At 43.9% G+C, this 16,833-nt stretch carries 13 protein-coding genes; 9 read left to right on the top strand and 4 right to left on the bottom strand.

The window, feature by feature from the left end; translation table 11 throughout:
• Positions 1-5: 5 nt before the first annotated feature.
• From DRW41_RS10350 to DRW41_RS10330, 5 genes are all read left to right on the top strand, one after another.
• A complete protein-coding gene (locus tag DRW41_RS10350) occupies positions 6-1,955 on the top strand; it encodes a dynamin family protein (protein WP_115451907.1) in 1,950 nt (649 codons plus the stop codon).
• Positions 1,952-3,733, top strand: coding sequence for a dynamin family protein (locus DRW41_RS10345; RefSeq protein WP_115451906.1), 1,782 nt, complete (start codon positions 1,952-1,954; stop codon positions 3,731-3,733). Before DRW41_RS10350 ends, DRW41_RS10345 begins: the two co-directional genes overlap by 4 nt.
• Positions 3,733-4,152: a hypothetical protein gene (locus DRW41_RS10340; RefSeq protein ID WP_115451905.1), complete on the top strand. Its 420-nt coding sequence runs from the start codon at positions 3,733-3,735 to the stop codon at positions 4,150-4,152. The genes DRW41_RS10345 and DRW41_RS10340 overlap by 1 nt, the downstream gene beginning before the upstream one ends.
• Positions 4,153-4,407: 255 nt before the next feature.
• Positions 4,408-5,316 carry a nuclease-related domain-containing protein gene (locus DRW41_RS10335; RefSeq protein ID WP_115451904.1) on the top strand — a complete coding sequence of 303 codons (909 nt, stop codon included), beginning with the start codon at positions 4,408-4,410 and terminating at the stop codon, positions 5,314-5,316.
• 807 nt (positions 5,317-6,123) lie between these two features.
• Entirely contained in the window at positions 6,124-7,392 is a 1,269-nt protein-coding gene (locus DRW41_RS10330; protein WP_115451903.1) for a LysM peptidoglycan-binding domain-containing protein, read from the top strand.
• 141 nt (positions 7,393-7,533) lie between these two features.
• Here DRW41_RS10330 and DRW41_RS10325 read toward each other — a convergent pair whose 3' ends face one another.
• Positions 7,534-8,742: a hypothetical protein gene (locus tag DRW41_RS10325; protein WP_115451902.1), complete on the bottom strand. Its 1,209-nt coding sequence runs from the start codon at positions 8,740-8,742 to the stop codon at positions 7,534-7,536.
• A 210-nt stretch (positions 8,743-8,952) separates the two neighbouring features.
• Between DRW41_RS10325 and DRW41_RS10320 the strand changes: the two genes are divergently transcribed.
• Together DRW41_RS10320 and DRW41_RS10315 are read left to right on the top strand one after the other, a co-directional pair.
• Positions 8,953-10,158: a hypothetical protein gene (locus DRW41_RS10320; RefSeq protein WP_115451901.1), complete on the top strand. Its 1,206-nt coding sequence runs from the start codon at positions 8,953-8,955 to the stop codon at positions 10,156-10,158.
• Positions 10,159-10,547: 389 nt separating this feature from the next.
• Positions 10,548-11,612, top strand: coding sequence for an SLC41A family transporter (locus DRW41_RS10315; RefSeq protein ID WP_181884496.1), 1,065 nt, complete (start codon positions 10,548-10,550; stop codon positions 11,610-11,612).
• Between the two features lie 197 nt (positions 11,613-11,809).
• Here DRW41_RS10315 and DRW41_RS10310 read toward each other — a convergent pair whose 3' ends face one another.
• From DRW41_RS10310 to DRW41_RS22665, 3 genes are all read right to left on the bottom strand, one after another.
• Positions 11,810-12,205 (bottom strand): secondary thiamine-phosphate synthase enzyme YjbQ, encoded by a 396-nt coding sequence (locus tag DRW41_RS10310; protein WP_115451899.1) that lies wholly within the window; start codon positions 12,203-12,205, stop codon positions 11,810-11,812.
• Positions 12,206-12,301: 96 nt separating this feature from the next.
• Positions 12,302-13,162 carry a DMT family transporter gene (locus DRW41_RS10305; RefSeq protein WP_115451898.1) on the bottom strand — a complete coding sequence of 287 codons (861 nt, stop codon included), beginning with the start codon at positions 13,160-13,162 and terminating at the stop codon, positions 12,302-12,304.
• A gap of 133 nt (positions 13,163-13,295) precedes the next feature.
• Entirely contained in the window at positions 13,296-13,604 is a 309-nt protein-coding gene (locus DRW41_RS22665) for a hypothetical protein (protein ID WP_142752218.1), read from the bottom strand.
• A 38-nt stretch (positions 13,605-13,642) separates the two neighbouring features.
• On the opposite strand from DRW41_RS22665, the gene DRW41_RS10300 reads away from it, so the two are divergent.
• The gene (locus DRW41_RS10300; RefSeq protein WP_115451897.1) at positions 13,643-15,283 is read left to right on the top strand and encodes a helix-turn-helix domain-containing protein; all 1,641 of its coding nucleotides are present in this window, start codon (positions 13,643-13,645) and stop codon (positions 15,281-15,283) included.
• 85 nt (positions 15,284-15,368) lie between these two features.
• Positions 15,369-16,820, top strand: a complete 1,452-nt coding sequence (locus DRW41_RS10295; protein WP_115451896.1) for an aldehyde dehydrogenase family protein — start codon at positions 15,369-15,371, stop codon at positions 16,818-16,820.
• Positions 16,821-16,833: the final 13 nt, after the last annotated feature.

The following is a 16,833-nucleotide window of genomic DNA, read 5'->3' as shown; positions in this document are numbered from 1 at the left end:
GTGTAATGAGTTTTTCGTTGGATGTTTACACAGCAAATAAACGGCGGCTGGTCGACCAGCTTTACCGGCTTCAGGTAATCCTCCATGACATTGGGAATCAAAACGATTTAAAGAAAGTGGAGGACTTGCGAAACCAAATTAAAGAGGACCAATTCCAGATTGTTGTTGTCGGTGAGTTTTCCCGCGGGAAATCGACTTTCATTAATGCATTGCTGGGGAAGAAGCTCCTGCCCTCGTCGGCGCGGCCAACAACAACGTTATTGAATGTGATCACCCACAGCACAGATCCCTTTATTAAACTTCACTACAGAAATAAAAAGCAGGAATACGTGACGGAAGAACGATTTAACTCACTTGTGGCCCCGAAGGAACCGTTTGCGGGTGATACCGAGGGGGAAGCGCTGTACGAGAAGCAAGTAGAAATAATAAGGAGCATCGAGTACGCCGAAATTGGCCATCCTTTGAATTTTTGCAAGGATGGGGTCAAGGTTATCGACACTCCGGGAACGAATGATTTGGACCCTGCCCGGGAACAGCTGACAAACAGCATCATCCCTCAATCAGATGCGGCGATCCTTATCCTATCGGCGATTAAGATTTTATCAGAATCAGAGTTAAGTTTTTTACGGGATCGGATTCTTGGAAGTGACATCCAGAAAATCTTTATTGTCGTAAATCAGATGGACCTTTTGGAATCTCCGGAAGAGGTAGAAAAAATCAGGATGTTTGCTTATGACAATTTACAGGGGATTCTGCATGAACCGAAAATCTTTATGGTTGCCGCCAAGGATGCCTTGAATGCCCGGCGCAAGGCTGCTGGCGAGGAAATGGTTACAAAGAGGGGGAAGCCGATTCCCGTTAAGCCAATCGAAGAGTCAGGTTTTTTGGAGCTTGAGTCGGCGTTGGCGGATTTTCTTCAATTCGAAAGAGGAGCTGTAAAACTGCAAAAGCCGATTCAACGGACGGATAAACTGATTTCCGACGTTTTGGAGAAACAAATTCACTTTCAATATAACACCCTGAATCAGCAAAGGGACGGCCTTGAAGAAAAGGTATCTTCGTTCAAGCCCCGGGTACAAATGGTCAGGAAAACCGGGAAAGAATCCCTGAAGAAAATTGTGATGCAGTTAAAGATGGAAGAAACACAAATTACGAAATGGTACGAGGCTGAATCAAGGAACATAACGCAAAAAGGTTTGGAAACCTTCGAATCTAATCGAATGAAACATATAAGTGACATTGGCAGAATAGTTGAAACTGCGATAGCACCGCTTGAACGGCGGCTCCATGAGGAAAAAAAGACAAGAATGACGAAAACATCTAAAAAGGTCATTCAGGATATGAGCAAGCAGTTAAATAATGAATGGTTCAAATTGGAGGGAGATTTATTATCCATATCCTCCAAAAGCGGACAAGATGACTGGGAAGGTACTGGGCTGCAGCTGGAACCTGAATGGGAGTATTCATTGTTTGATTCCATTGTTGATGAGCTTGATGCAGCCTGGGAAAATAGCAATAGCTTCATCGGGAAATTAGCGATTGGAACGGGTTTTTTGATTGCCGGAGCAGTGAATGTCGCATCCATTTTGATTGGCGGCTTTGTTTCCTGGCTGACTGGAGAAGAAGATGAAAAGACCAAGTTCCGCAGAAAGCTCAATTCGCAGCTTGATAACTCTGAAAAGCGCCGGAACCTTCAGTTTAAAAATGAGTGGGATGGGATGGTGAATGCCATCCAAACTCAATATGAGCAAATTATTAACGATAAAGTCCAAGAGCTGGAGGGCCAATTAAATCAATTATTGGAGAATACCCTTTTGGAAGAAAAAGAAATCGAAATTAAAATGGAAGTCCTGCATCGCAGGGAAGCCGCACTACAGCAAATTAAAGACGAGCTTAGCGACTTATATCAGGAGCTGACAAATCCACCTAGGGAAAAGGCAGGGATCCATTCATGAATTATGTGAAGGAAAAGGAACTATTGCAACAGAAAGCTGCCGCGCTTAAAACAAGAGCGTCTGATCTTATGCCGGAAAGCTCGCAATTGAGTGCGCTTGGTGAGCTGCTTGAGGATTTGGAACGGGATTATTATACCCTCATGGTTGTTGGGGAGTTCAAACATGGCAAATCGACATTCGTAAACGCCCTTCTTGGACAGGACATCATGCCGAGGGATGTTACTCCGACGACGGCCACAATCAATGCGGTCTTCCATTCGGAGACTCCAGGACTGGAAATTTTAAAAATGGATGGGACGGTTGAAACGAAAGAGTTGTCAGTGGATGCCTTGAATCAATATACGGCGTCGGCCGACTTCAATCCCGATGAGATCAAATATTTGAAGCTATTTTTAAACGCCCCGCTGCTCGAAAATCGGGTCGTCCTCATTGATACGCCGGGGGTGAACGATCTTAATCAGCAACGGTCGGATATTACCTTTCAATTCCTTCCGAGGGCGGATGTCATCATCTTTTTAACATCGCTGGATTCGGCCTTTAAGCAGACGGAAAAGACGTTTATCCAGGAATTTTTAATGAAAAATGGCCTGGAAAACATCATCTTCGCGGCAAACTTCATGGACCGGGTCGATGAGGAAGAACTCGATGAGACAATTGAATTTGCGGAAAGCAGAGTCCAATCTATTTTAGGCGGGGAAAAAACCGCGGTGTTCCCATTATCCGCCAAGGACGCCCTTGATGGGAAGCTGAACGGTGATGAAGCAGCGCTTCGCTATTCCGGTTTTCCTGAGCTGGAAAAAGAGATTGTCAGGAGAATCGAAAGTGGTTCGAGGAGTTTGGAAAAGCTGGAGCGCTTCCAATGGAGGCTTAAGGCAATCGCCGAACTTGTAAAAAGTGAAATACGGACAGCAGAAGAGTTGTCTTCCCACTCCCTTGAGGATTTGGAGTCCCAGCTTGAAGGCGTGGCGAAATGGTTTGCCAATCAGGATACTTGGCGGGGACAAATAAAGTCCTATTTATCGGACCGCCGAAGCGAAATTAACTATATGGTCGCCAAATCGATCCAGCATTTTGGCACAAACGTCAAGGAAGATATCGAGAACCGGATCAGGTTGTTCCATGGCGCCGATATTAAAAATTTGGTGGAGGCGCAAATCCCGATCGCGGTTAAGTCCCACTTCAATACGTGGGCCAATCAATACAGTGATTATATCCATGAATTGCTGCACAAAACACAAGCAGAAGTAACCAAAGGACTGATTGCCGCTTTTAACGAGAATGTAACGATCCATGCGGTAAAAAGCAACGACCTTCAACTACATGAACCGATTCCAATCCTGAATGCGAAATCGGGAAACGCGGCTGTAAAGGCTGGGGTGGTTCTTGGTGGCGTGAGCACGGTTGCGGTGCTGCTGGGAGGGCCTTTTTTCCTGCCGATTGTCGGGATGGCCGGACTTCCGTACCTTTCGCAAAAGCTGGCAGAGAAGCAGCTGGAGAACATTAAACCAGAACTTATCATTGCCGCCAACAGCCAGATTGGGCAGCTCATTACGAATTTCGAAGACAAAATCGTTGATTACGTCCATACAACAATCAATAAAATCCAGGAAGAATCCCTTGAAGAGTTCACGCGCCTGTTACGGTCCTATGAAACGATGATAAAAAGGGAAATTTCAAGCAAACAAAGGGAAGCCGCCACCATCCAGGTATATAGAACGAAGCTGGCTGAACTTGAAAGGTTAATAGAAAGTGAATATTTAGAGGGGGTAAGCGCATAATGGCAGACCAGTTCCAGTTGTCGAATTCCTTTGATCATGATTTTGGCCAACAGAATGAATTAACTACTAATAATCACCACGACCATGGTGGTCACCACGATCATCTTGGGCATCACAACGACCATCTTGGGCATCACAGTCATATTAACGGGAATAACTTTTCGGACCATGGCTTCCTGGATTACCAGGATCCTTTAAAGCACGCTTACAAGCATCAGTTCCAGCCGTTGAATCTTGATTTGGGCAATATTCACTTTGTAAAACCCCACCACGTTGACGGGTATTTTAGATCCGATGGTACGTATGTTGAAGGATACTACCGTGATGGGGATGGCAACACTGCGATTAACCGTCCCCTTGAAGCAGGCGGTGGTTACTTAAGAAGCGATCCTGATGGCAATCCCTTTAACAATTTATAATAATTTTTCCGAAGCAGGCGGTTTGGGCCGCCTGCTACACTTTAAGGCTCGGTTGTAACTGCTACGCGCGGTTATGGCGGGGCCTTTTTTGATGGCGAATTGCGGGTATTTGGCGGTTTGGTGCTGATGGGCGGTACTTGGTGTATGGGCCAATTTTCCCAAAAAAAGTTAGTCGAATTTTCATATTTGTTTGCTGGTTATAATAACGGAAATCTGTAAAATTAAGGTTAGAACATGTGAAAGGAAGCTGAGTTTATGAACCTGAAGGAACGAACGGAGTCTGCGGTGCTGCGTTGCCTGCGGTCTTTGAATGCGCGTATGGAACTGTCTGAGAGCGAAAAGTTTTACTTGTCGAATCTGGAAGCGGGGTTCGAGGGGGAGGTGGCGTTCGACAAGCTATCCGCTAAGCTTAAGGAAGAAAGGTATATTTTGAATGATATGTTGCTTGAGGCGAACCGCTCTGATTTCCAAATTGATTCGATTATTATTTCCGAGGGAATCATTGACGCGATTGATGTGAAGTATTTCAAGGGCGATTATGTTTGGAAAGATGGAGAGATTTACACGAGGCAGAACGGCTATAAATGCAAGAATCCTTTCGAGCAGCTAAAAAGAAGCAATTATCTTTTCAATCAATACCTCCGCGAGAACAAGCTGAATTTCCTCGTTCGATCCACTCTGGTCTTCAACCATCCTGAATTCACCTTATACAATGCTCCCGAAGACGATTCTATTATTCTCCCGACCCAGGTAAACCGGTTCATGGCCGAAATGGACAGCCGTCCTTCCAAACTGCATGATGGCCATAAGAAACTGGCTAATATTTTATTAACATCCAATAAGGATGGCAGCAACTATTCCAAGTTGCCGGCGTATACGTATGAGGGGATTAAGAAGGGGATATTTTGTGAGAAGTGCCTGTGTAAAATGAATACTTTGAACAAGTATTTTTTGATTTGCGGTAATTGCGGTGGGCAGGAAAGGATTGAGAATGCCATTGTAAGGAGCGCGAATGAATTTAAATTGCTCTTTCCTCAACGAATATTGACTACCCAGAGCATTATGGACTGGTGCCAGGTGAACTTCAGCAGCCGCACTTATTTAAGGGCTTTGCAAAGGCATTTTAAAGCAGTGGGGAAAACTAAGAATACTTATTATGTATAATAGGAACCTGGACACGATGTGTATTTTAATGGGGAGTTTTGTGGCGAATAATATTTATGGCTCTTATTGTGACAAACGCAGGTGAAAATCCTGTATGGTTGTCAGAATAAGAGTGAATTTCTGACAACCGAGGTTGAAAATTATGTGGGGTTGTCAGAATAAGAGTGGATTTCTGACAACCGAGGGTGGAAATCCTGTGTGGTTGTTAGAATAAGAGTGGATTACTGACAACCGAGGGTGGAAATCCTGTGTGGTTGTTAGAATAAGAGTGGATTACTGACAACCGAGGGTGGAAATCCTGTGTGGTTGTTAGAATAAGAGTGGATTACTGACAACCGAGGGCGAAAATCCTGTATGGTTGTCAGAATAAAAGTGGATTTCTGACAACCGAGGTGCAAAAATTCTGTATGGTTGTCAGAATAAGAGTGGATTTCTGACAACCGAGGGCGAAAATCCTGTATGGTTGTCAGAATAAAAGGGGATTTCTGACAACCGAGGTGCAAAAATTCTGTATGGTTGTCAGAATAAGAGAGGATTTCTGACAACCGAGGGTGGAAATCCTGAGTGGTTGTCAGAATAAGAGCGGATTTCTGACAACCGAGGGTGGAAATCCTGTGAGGTTGTCAGAGTGAGAGCGGATTTCTGACAACCGAGGGGCGATAACCCGGTATGGTTGTCAAAATAAGCTTGGTACGTACCTAGTGATCACTCTGGTTTCAGATTACATGAAGCAATTAATCTGCAGCCCCTTCCCTCGCTTCATATGGCTGGATGTTCGTTCATATGATGGTATGAGGGGGTGGGGGGATGAGTGTCTATGTTGTGAAGGCTGGCGATACTATGTGGCGGATTGCGGGGAGGTATGGGGTTTCGATTGAATCGATTGTTGGCGTGAATGGTCTGGCATCCGCGTCGGAGATTGTTCCGGGGCTTGCCCTTTATATACCGGAGGCTGGCCTCGCTTCCCGAGTTTATCAGGTTAAGGCGGGGGATGTACTTTGGAAAATCGCGCAGAGCTTCCGCACGACGATTCCAGAAATTGCTGCTGCGAATCCCGGCCTTGATATCCATCGGCTTCGAATTGGCCAGGTTCTTACCGTCCCCTCCCCGATCAAGCTGGAGATGGAGACTTTGGGATTCCTAGTTCCGTCTGGAACATCGGCGGACCTGGTGGTTATCAATTCCCTGGCAAATCAGTTAACTTATGCGGCGATTGTCAACTACTCCTTTACGGCGCAGGGTTATACGTATGCCGAGCGGGACGACTCGACTATTGTCTCAAGGTGCAATCAGCTAAACATTGTCCCGTTGTTGATGATCCGGAATATGACAGCGAGCGGGTTCAGTGCTGAGCTAGTGGGGAGTGTGCTTGAAAATCCTGCTTTACGGGAAAACTTGGTGGCGAGCATCGCCAATTTGGCTGTGACCCGCGGGTTTGGGGGAGTGAGCCTTGATCTGGAGTTTATTCCTCCAGCTAGGCGGAATGATTTTTCCTTGTTCCTGCGCGATTTAAAGCGGCGATTGGGGAATCTTCTGCTGCATGTGAATGTCCACGCGAAGACTGCGGATTTGCCCACGAATCGGATTGTCGGGGCGTATGACTATGCCGCTATTGGAAGCATTGCCGACATGATGGCGGTGATGACGATTGATTATGGCTATCCCGGCGGCCCGCCTGATCCGGTTTCTCCAATTAATTGGATTGAGCAGGTAATGAATTATGCAATTCGATTGGTGAATCCGCGGAAATTGATGATGGCGATGCCGCTCTATGGCTATGACAAGGTGGTCACGACAAACACAGCCAAGGGATTGTCCGCCCTGGCCGCGCAAAACCAGGCAATCTCAGTAGGCGCATTGATCCAATTTGATTCCACCGCCCAATCGCCATGGTATCGGTATTGGAAAGGGGCGGAAGAGCATATCGTGTGGTTCGAGGACATCCGAAGCTTTATCAAAAAATATGAATTAATAGACCGATTTAATCTAGCAGGGACAACTTACTGGCACGTCGGCCTCCCCGCCCCGCAAAATTGGGCTTATGTAACCAGTGAAATCACCGTCATAAAGCGGTGAAATCATAGGCATAATCTCCAAATCACCGTCATAAAGCACTGAAATAACCATCATAAACCAATAAAATGACAATCGTAATTTTAATTTCGAAATCCTAATCCTGATAGTTCTCCAAAGAGAAATAGACTGGGATAACCCAGCCTATAAAGAAAAGTATTTTTTCCAATCTTGAACTAATTGTTCTTCTGTGACGCCAAAGGCCTTTGAAACTGAATCTGGAGTGGTTAGTGTTTTATGGTATTCTATAAAATCGAGTAGTTTACCATGGCCATATTGATTCTCAATAAAATAAATAATCGAGGCATAGATGCTGTAATCCGAATGAAGTTCTAGGTCCTTTGGCAATTTTGACATAGTGGACACATCTACTTTATCAACCAAAAACGACCGGTCATTAATCCATTTCGTGTATTTAGCTTTATCTGGCGTATCAATAATGATGTGGTCTTCAGGAAAATTATACTTTGTATAGTCAATGTAGTGGTCTTGGATATACATTCCAGTACCTTCCGTTACCCAAAACACCCCAGGCTTTCCATTGCGATCAATTATGCTTACACCTAAATCCTGAACCGCATGGGCAATTTCATGTGCGAGACAATTTACGAACGGGATTTTATTGGAGTGATTTACTGGGAAAAACTTCGAACCCCTAATTAGTACTCGATCGGAAATATTTTTATACTCTGACCCAGTCGTGCCGGTAACATTTTCATCCATCCATACATAAATTTCAAATTTGGATTTGATTTCAGTATTGAAGTATTTTGAAATATCGGCAACCAGCAGGTCAGTAGAATCCAGGATATAGGAATACTGTTCGAAAGCCGGCAACGTCATATAAATGGACGTTCGGTTTGTATTGAATTTGTACCATTTAATATTTGTACCGGGTTGCAATGTTTCGTTCGTATAAACGATTGAAGCTGTTTTTAGTTTGTTAGCCTTTTCCTGTTCCTCGAGTTGCCCTTTTAATTTTTCTAATTCCGCTTCCTTTTCATCAATAATCCTATCCTTGCTGTCAATGAGTGCATCTTTATTGTTCAATTGTTTGCTCAAATTGGACTTTTCGGTTTTCAATTTTTCTGTTTCTTTCGTTTTGGCGGTAAGTTTAGCAGATAAATCCTTTGCTTCTTTTGTTTTGGTGGCAAGTTTGGTTGATACATCCTTCGCTTCTTTTGTTTTCGCGCTTAATTTACCTGTTAAATCTTTTACCTGTTTTGTTAAAGCAGTTATTTTCTTTTGCAGTTCCCCGATTGTTGGGCCTTTGGCCATGCTGGTTGGTAAAGGCATAGCGAGTGTAAAGAGCAGTACGAAAATCAAGATTAAGGCTAAGTATTTTTGCTTCATATTATCCTCCATTAACACTACTTTTCTGATTATTAAGATAACATAAGTGGATAATTTGGTCTAGAAAATATTGGAAGAGGATTTTGGGCAGTCCAAGAGTGTTAGTGGGAAGGATTGAAGTGATATTTTTATACAATTTTTACCTCCCTTATATTCCTAGTTCCATACCAACTGTGTTATATTGTGGTAAAAAGGGGGACGAGAGCCATAATGGGGAGTAAAAAAAGCAAATTAATCATTTTCTGCCTAGCTTGTTTGCTAGTAATTTCGATTTCCACTCCGGTTTTAGGGGCATCGAAACTGACCAAGGCGCAGCTGGAGGCAAAGGTGGCGCAGCTGACCAAACAGGTTCATTCTTTAACAGGCCAAGTGAAGAGCCTGTCAGACAAGGTAAAAGCAAAGGATAAAGAAATCGCAGGTTTAAAATCAAGCATTTCTGCAAAAGACAAAATAGTTTCAAGCCAGAAGTCGCAGCTTGGCAAAAAGGACAAAGAGATAAAATCATTAAAAGTTCAAATCGATGGCCAACAAACAGAACTAGAAAAAGCCAGCACAACCATAGATAATCAAAAAGACTTGATCAAACAGCTTCAGGATGAACTTAAAAAAACTGAGATGAAAAATGCAAAAGTGGTTTACACCGACTATGACACGAAGAATATGTCGGACAGCGGCGGCCAAATGAAGTGGTATGAATTTAAAACGAAATATGCCACGTTATATTTCACAGAACAATCCTACACAAGATACTCTTACCTCGTCGATATTTCGGATGATCTCCTAAAAGATGTCGCTTCTTACTATGGATTCAGCAATACATCAAACATCTCGGCATTTATTGCATACAATGAGCCAATCAGCATGATTAGAAATGGCGCTGGTGAATACCAAAGCCAGACCAAAACGGTTATGGTTTACGGTTCCTTGGCTTACCCTAATTCGTATGGGCCAATTGATGAATCAGTTCCTGTCATTTATGCCCATGAAATGGCACATGCTTTTGATGATGCATCCATTCGATTGGCCTATAGTGTCAGCCCAGGTGCAAAGATACGATGGTTATCTGAGGGCATGGCGACTTATGTTAGCCGAGACCTGATTGATTACTCAAAATATGAGATTCCAAAAGAACATATGCCGCCACTTAATAATGATTTTAAATACAGGATAAGCGAAGCACTTAAGGAAGGGGCGTCTATGGTGGGATCGTTGGATTTGATTCCAGGCGATAACCATAGACATTATGGAATCTATGAATCTCTTATCCATTACGTGGAAAAGACTTATGGCCATCAGAAGCTTTTGAATTTCATGCAGGAATTGAAGTCCAAAGAGATGAATCCGGCCATGCAATCGACTTTTGGGGTAAGTGAGGATCAATTCATGAGGGATTGGAAAAAGTACTATAATTTATAAAAACAAACGCCCACGAAATTGCCGCTGTTGCGGTTTTGCCGGGGCGTTTTTAATTTGGTTTGTTTTTTGTCCGGTAGAGGCGTGCAGGTGGACGCCGAAATGCTGCCCGGATGTCGGTAGAGAGGCCGTGTGTATGGGCCAATTTTCCCGAAAAGGGGCTGGGATAATTTAACTGAAATAGGAGATAGTAAGGTTATGATGATAACTGATGGGGTGTGGAGTTGAATAGCCTATTTTCGAATGATATACGTCGTCCTAGAGCCCACACATCGCCATACATTTTCAACTATATTTATGAGCGGAATCCATTACAGATCATTTGGTGGTCGGCTGCGTTTCCCGGAGCTGGGCATATGGCTTTATGCAAATATTTTTCCGGGGCACTCCTAATGGCTTGGGAGTTTTTTATAAATGTTAAGGCACATATTAATGAAGCGATTTTTTACTCTATGTTGGGGAATTTCCAATTGGCGGCGGAGGTCCTCGACACTCGTTGGTTTTTCCTTTATATGGGCATTTACGTTTTTGCGATGTGGGACAGTTATGTTACCGCCATCGATTTGAATAAATTCTCGCGCTTGGCCGATCGCTATGATTCTCCGATTATGCCGTTTAGAATTGGGGCATTGGAAGTAAATTATCTGGATTATCGAAAACCTTGGAGTGGGGTGTTTTGGACCCTTATGACCCCCGGTTTGGGCGCGGTTTACGCGAATAGGCTTCCGACAGGATTTTTTGTAACGATATGTTTTGTTTTGACTGTTTATCAATCAAATGTATTGCCTGCTGTTCTTTTGACATTTGAAGGCGAAATGGAGCTTGCGGGCAAGGCAATTAATCCTCAGTGGTTTTTAAATTTCCCGTCAATCCTTTTAACCTCTGTAAGCAGTGCGTATACCGACATATTATTCACCAATTCTTTATTTAAGAGTGAACAATCCAGGTATTTAAAGAAGAACTTCCAGCCAAAGGAATTTATCATGCCGAGTAAAAGGAGAGGGACTAACTCCATGCATTTTATTTCAGCATTTCAGCATAGCGCTTTTTTGGAGCTGGCACTTAGCGACCTCGAGCAAAACGGTATTTCAAAGGAAAATATTTTTGTTGCACCTTTGGGTGAAAATTCGCCTGACTTTCCTGAACTTAAGAATACACATACCGAAGCCTCAAGTAAATATGAATTGGCGTTCATTTTGGGCTGCGTCTTTATGCTGCTTGGCAGTATTTACGGGTTTATTTGGAGTTGGGGACCGATCATTTGGGCGCTCATCGGGCTTGTGTTTGGGGCGATTCTTGGTTTAGTTCTTTCCTTTATCTTTTTAAGGAGAAAATGGTTCAGAAACAGGACTCAGACCGAAGTTGTTTTGATTATCGAGTGCGATAAGAATCAATCAGAGCTTGTGGAAAGAGTGCTTTGGGGCCATAAAGCATTAGGGGTAATGAAAACTTCTTGAAAAAGAACCGGATTAGGCCAAGAGGTATTCCAGTCAAAACCAGTTTTGTAGGATTAAGCCTGCATGAACGAGCTGGATTTTAATAGAAGCCGCCCGGGAAGGCCCGGACGGCAGTTTTGAGTTTTGGAGCGGGGACGTACCTCACGAGTTACAGTGGCGAAAGTTTGAAGCGGCAACTCGGTCCGGACTTCACTGCTTTATAGGATTTTTACGAAAAAATGGCGGTTCCTGGGCCCGTCGAATTCGCAGAAATAGATACCCTGCCACGTCCCGAGCAACAACTGGCCGTCATTGACGATTACATGCTGGGAGGGCCCTACCGTGCTAGCTTTCATATGTGCAGCAGTATTTCCTTCCGCATGCCTGTCTGCTTTATGATGCCACGGAAAGACTTCATCAAAGCGGCGGATCATGTCGCGCTTTACGTCGGGATCTGCATTTTCATTAATGGTTATGCCGGCTGTCGTGTGAGGGCAATAGACGATGACCGAGCCTTCCTCCAAGCCATGGGCAGACACGAAGTTCTGAATAAGTTCGGTTACCTCAACCATTTCGTCACGGTGATTCGTTTGCAGCGTGAATTTTTTTATCATGGAAACCTCCCCTTTCTCTTAGTGTCTACTTTACTACAATCGTGCGGAGACTGTCTTTTTTTAGTTGGGTCGGTTGTTTGCGGGAAGTAATTAAGGTTATTTCCGTGTTATGAGGGCGAGGCTTCCCAATATAATGAACAGGCCGGCGATCATTCCGTCGGTAATCTGTTCATGCAGGACAATGGCTCCCCATACCATGCCAAATGGCGGGATTAAAAATGTCACTGTTACAGTTTTCGTTGGGCCGACATGCTCAATCAAAAAGTAATAAAGGAGATACCCAAAGGCTGTTGAGAAAACAGCGACACCAAGAACAGAGTATAAGACGACAGGTGTCATGTTAATCGTTTGCCCTTGGGAACCGGCCAAGGTTATCGGAATCAATAGCAGTGTGGCGCCCATCAGCTGGCCAAAGGCAACCGACAATGGAGAGCAGTTATTAAAGGTTTTTTTCGCAAAAACACCACCGAACGCATAGGAAACAGTCGAGAGAAGTGAACACAAACTCGCCAGAAGAACCTCCAAGCTCGGCTCCACTGGACTCCAGCCCACGGTAATGACAACACCAATTAACCCAAGTATAATCCCCAGGCCTTTAGAAAAAATAAGTCTTTCCTTCATCCAGACCCAGACTGCGATTGCTGTGAAAAAGGGAGTCATGGCATTGATGATTGCTAATATAGACGCATTCAAATGAAGAGCCGCCAGGGAAACGAGCGTAAAAGGGATTGCGGAATTCAATGCCCCGATGATGAAATACTGTTTCCATCGCTTCCTGAGATGGACTGGTTTTTTGAAAAAAAGAGCGATCGCCAATAAAGCCAGAGCCGCAAAGGTGACCCGCCCCTGCGAGGTAAGGAATGGCCCAATCACCGGGGAGGCAATCCGCACGAATAAGAAGGATGACCCAAACAAAGCCGCCAGTGCAAACAAAACCGCAAGTTCCTTAAGTTTCACACGCTTCGCCTCTTGTTCTTTTACTGACTCCTTTTTTTAATGTATTCCTACCGGGAAAAACGGTGAGGCGGGCTTGCTGGCAAAATAGATGGGTGCAGGTTTTTGGGGAGTCCGGGGAATGGCGGCGATTCCGTTAGACCGTTGAGCGACAAAGATTTGCCCCAAAGCCCAGCAGGTGTCGCAAAAATCCTGTTGTAACTGGGCGTTTTCTTATTGGCTTGCTTTTGTCCGGGGGAACGGCGAATAGGGTGTATTTGATGTCTGCCTGCTGCAAGGGCTCTTTGTGGTATGGGCCAATTTTAACAAAAAAATTAAGGTGAAATTTCAAAAATGGTGCCTTGGGTTGGAAAGAGTTCATGAATTCAGGAAGGATTCTCACGCTTCTTGTTGAACCTGTTACTAAAGTGTACCCATCAAAGACAATTCGCGCTGATTGTTTCAAAGTGCGCAGTATCCTCATATAAGAAAGGAGGCTTCCCCATGACCTTCCAGCAAACCGAAGCCTTTTCTCTCGATTTACATAAGGCAATGAAGCTATTGGAAATAAACAAGTTGCTCACGCAATCGTTGGATTTAAAGGAAGTGCTTCAGAATTTAATTACAGCGGCTAGTGAATTGGTGAGCACTACCGACACTTTTATTATTTATTTGTTTGATGAGTCGACCCGGAAGCTTAAGTTTGTGGAAGGAAAAGGAGTCGATGCAGAAGCATTGCGGGATATTGCTTTTTCCCCGGGTGAATCGATTTCGGGGCGTGTATTTACAGAAAAGCAGGCGATTCTTTTTAAATCAGAGCTGGAAATCGATGATTCGATGAGTACCATGTCATCTGATAACTATCATGCTTACTTGAAAGGGGTATATGGCAGGAAAGTCAAAAGTGCTTTCTGTGTCCCGATCATTTACAAGGATTGCTGTTTTGGGGTGCTGGTCGTTGATAATTTTAATCATGATGGGCTTTTTTCCATGGAGGATATGGAAGTGATTAAAATTATCGCGGATCAAAGTGCGATTGCGATTGAACATTCAAGGGTTTATAACGATTTGCTAATGCAACATAAACTGCTTATGGATTCTATCTCAATCCATAAAAAATTCTACCAGGTTATTATCGAAGGGAATGGAATTGAATCCATTCTTTCTTTACTGGAGGATTTGATTCTATCTACGGTTGTTTATCACGAAACAACTATTTATGAGAAAAGAGAAAGGTATTTTCCAATCGTCCGCGGTCATGAGATTTTAGGTGTCCTTGAATTGGAAAAGCATTTTGCTGAATTTCCCGAGAATGAACAAATGATTATTGAGCATGCAAGCCTGGCAATGGCGCTTGAAATCACAAAGGATAGCGCCTTAATCGAACAGGAGCTGCATTTTCGCAATGAGGTTTTTAACCAATTAATTAATGAGCAGAAGCATTATGACGTTAATCGTCTCCTGCATTTTCTGAAATGGGAACGGACGAATGACATCCAGTGTGTGATTGTCGAAGGTGCGGACAAGCCTTTATGGGAAAATAATAAACTGAAGGAAAAGCAAAGGATTTTCCTTTCGCTTGAGAAAATGCTTGATAGTATTTGTAAAAATAGTTTTGTGGTCACGCATACGTTCCAGCTTATCCTTTTGCTTCCCGGCGGCGTGACAGAGGACATTTTGCAAAAAGTTATAAAAGAAGTGGACTGGGTCTTAAACGGGCGGAACATTTTAATCGGGATTGGCAGGCAAACAGCGATCCCGCAATTGGCCACGTCGTATCAAGAAGCGCTCCGGTCAATCAGCTATGCAAAAACATCTAAGACATCAAATGTAGTCGAATATTCAAAGTTAGGCATGGAGCGGCTTTTCCATGAAATTGAACCGCAAACCATCAACATGTACATTCAAGACAAAATTGGAAAATTGCTGCAGTCTGACCCGGTTTTATTAAAAACATTGCTATGTTTTATCCGAAACAATAAAAACCATAAGACCACTGCAGCTGAAATGCATATCCATGGAAACACGTTGTATTACCGGTTGAAAAAGATTGAAGACGTGCTTCAGTTAAGCCTGAACAATGAAAAAGAATGGGTTGATCTCATGATTGCAACCCAATTATATGTGGCAAACCATAATGTTTGAGTGAAAACTTTATGGGTTGCCACATTTTTATTTATTATTTAGAATATTATAATAAATTTTAATCAAGAGATGAGGTGAGGAAGAAATGGCTCAAACGTACTTTAACTACATCAATGGCGAATGGGTGCCCGCTCAATCCGGAGAGGTATATGCGAGTGTCAACCCGGCCAATACGGAAGAAGTGCTGGGGATTTTCCAAAAGTCCGATCAACGTGATGTAGAGGACGCGATTACAGTCGCGGAACAGGCTTTTAAGACATGGTCACAGGTTGCTGTCCCGGAGCGGGGGGACGTATTGTTCACATTGATTTACTTGCTGGAAGAGCAAAAAGAGGAATTGGCAGCGATTATTACAAAGGAAGTCGGGAAGACGTATAAAAACTCTTTAGCGGAAGTAAACATCACGATTGATGCGATGAAGCAATTTAGTGGTGAGGCAACACGTTTAAAAGGGGAAACCGTCCCCTCCAAGAATGCTGACATTTTTGGATACACTGTCAGGGAACCACTAGGCGTCGTTGGGGTCATTGCTCCTTATAACTTTCCGCTTGGTATTGGAATATGGAAGATAGCCCCTGCCATCGTTGCCGGGAATACGGTGATTTTTAAGCCCGCGAGCAACACATCGTTGATTAGTGTGAAAATCATCGAGCTTTTTGAAAAAGCGGGTGTTCCAAAGGGGATTGTGAATATGGTGACGGGCCCTGGCGGCGTGATTGGCGGTGCGATCGGCGATCATCCGAAAATAAAAGCCGTTTCGTTTACTGGTTCAACAGAAGTCGGCCTTGCGCTAGGAAGAGCGGTAACAGTCCGCGGCGGAAAAATGCAGGCTGAAATGGGCGGAAAGAACGCCTCGATCATCCTTGAGGATGCGAATCTCGATGAAACAATCCGGAATGTTGTCATCAGTGGATTTTTTGATAATGGGCAGCGCTGTACCGGAACGAGCCGGTTGATTGTGCCAAAAAGCATTTCAAAAGAGGTTATTAGTAGATTGGTTGACGCTGCGAATGCTTTACATATTGCCGACGGCTTTGATCAAAAGGCGGACAACGGCCCGGTTATTGATGAAAGCCAAATGAACCTTTATTTAAAACATATCGATCTCGCGGTGGAAGAGGGAGCCGTCCTTGAATGCGGCGGAAAGCGGCTGACCGATAAAGGCAGGGACAAAGGCTATTTTGTCGCTCCGACTGTCTTCAGCGGCGTCACGACTGAGATGACAATTTTCAAAGAGGAAATCTTCGCGCCCGTCATCGCGGTTATTGAAGTCGATTCCTATGAGGAAGCTTTGGAAGTAGCAAATGACAGCGAATTTGGCCTGTCGTCTACCATTTATACAAAAGACCTGGAGAAGGCGATGCATTTTGTGAAGCACATTCAAACAGGCGTCACACACGTGAATATCCCATCGAATTATTTTGAAAACCAATACCCGTTCGGCGGCAAAAAAGCATCGAGCCTCGGTCCAAGAGAACAAGGCTCGACAGCCCTCGAATTTTGGACAGAATATAAGACCGTTTATATTAAAGCGTAAAAAATTTAATGAG

Origin of the sequence: Neobacillus piezotolerans (genome assembly GCF_003362805.1) — a bacterium.
Lineage (GTDB): Bacteria > Bacillota > Bacilli > Bacillales > Cytobacillaceae > Bacillus_D > Bacillus_D piezotolerans.
Note: the sequence above shows the minus strand (reverse complement) of the source record. Positions and strands in the feature narration are given on the sequence as shown.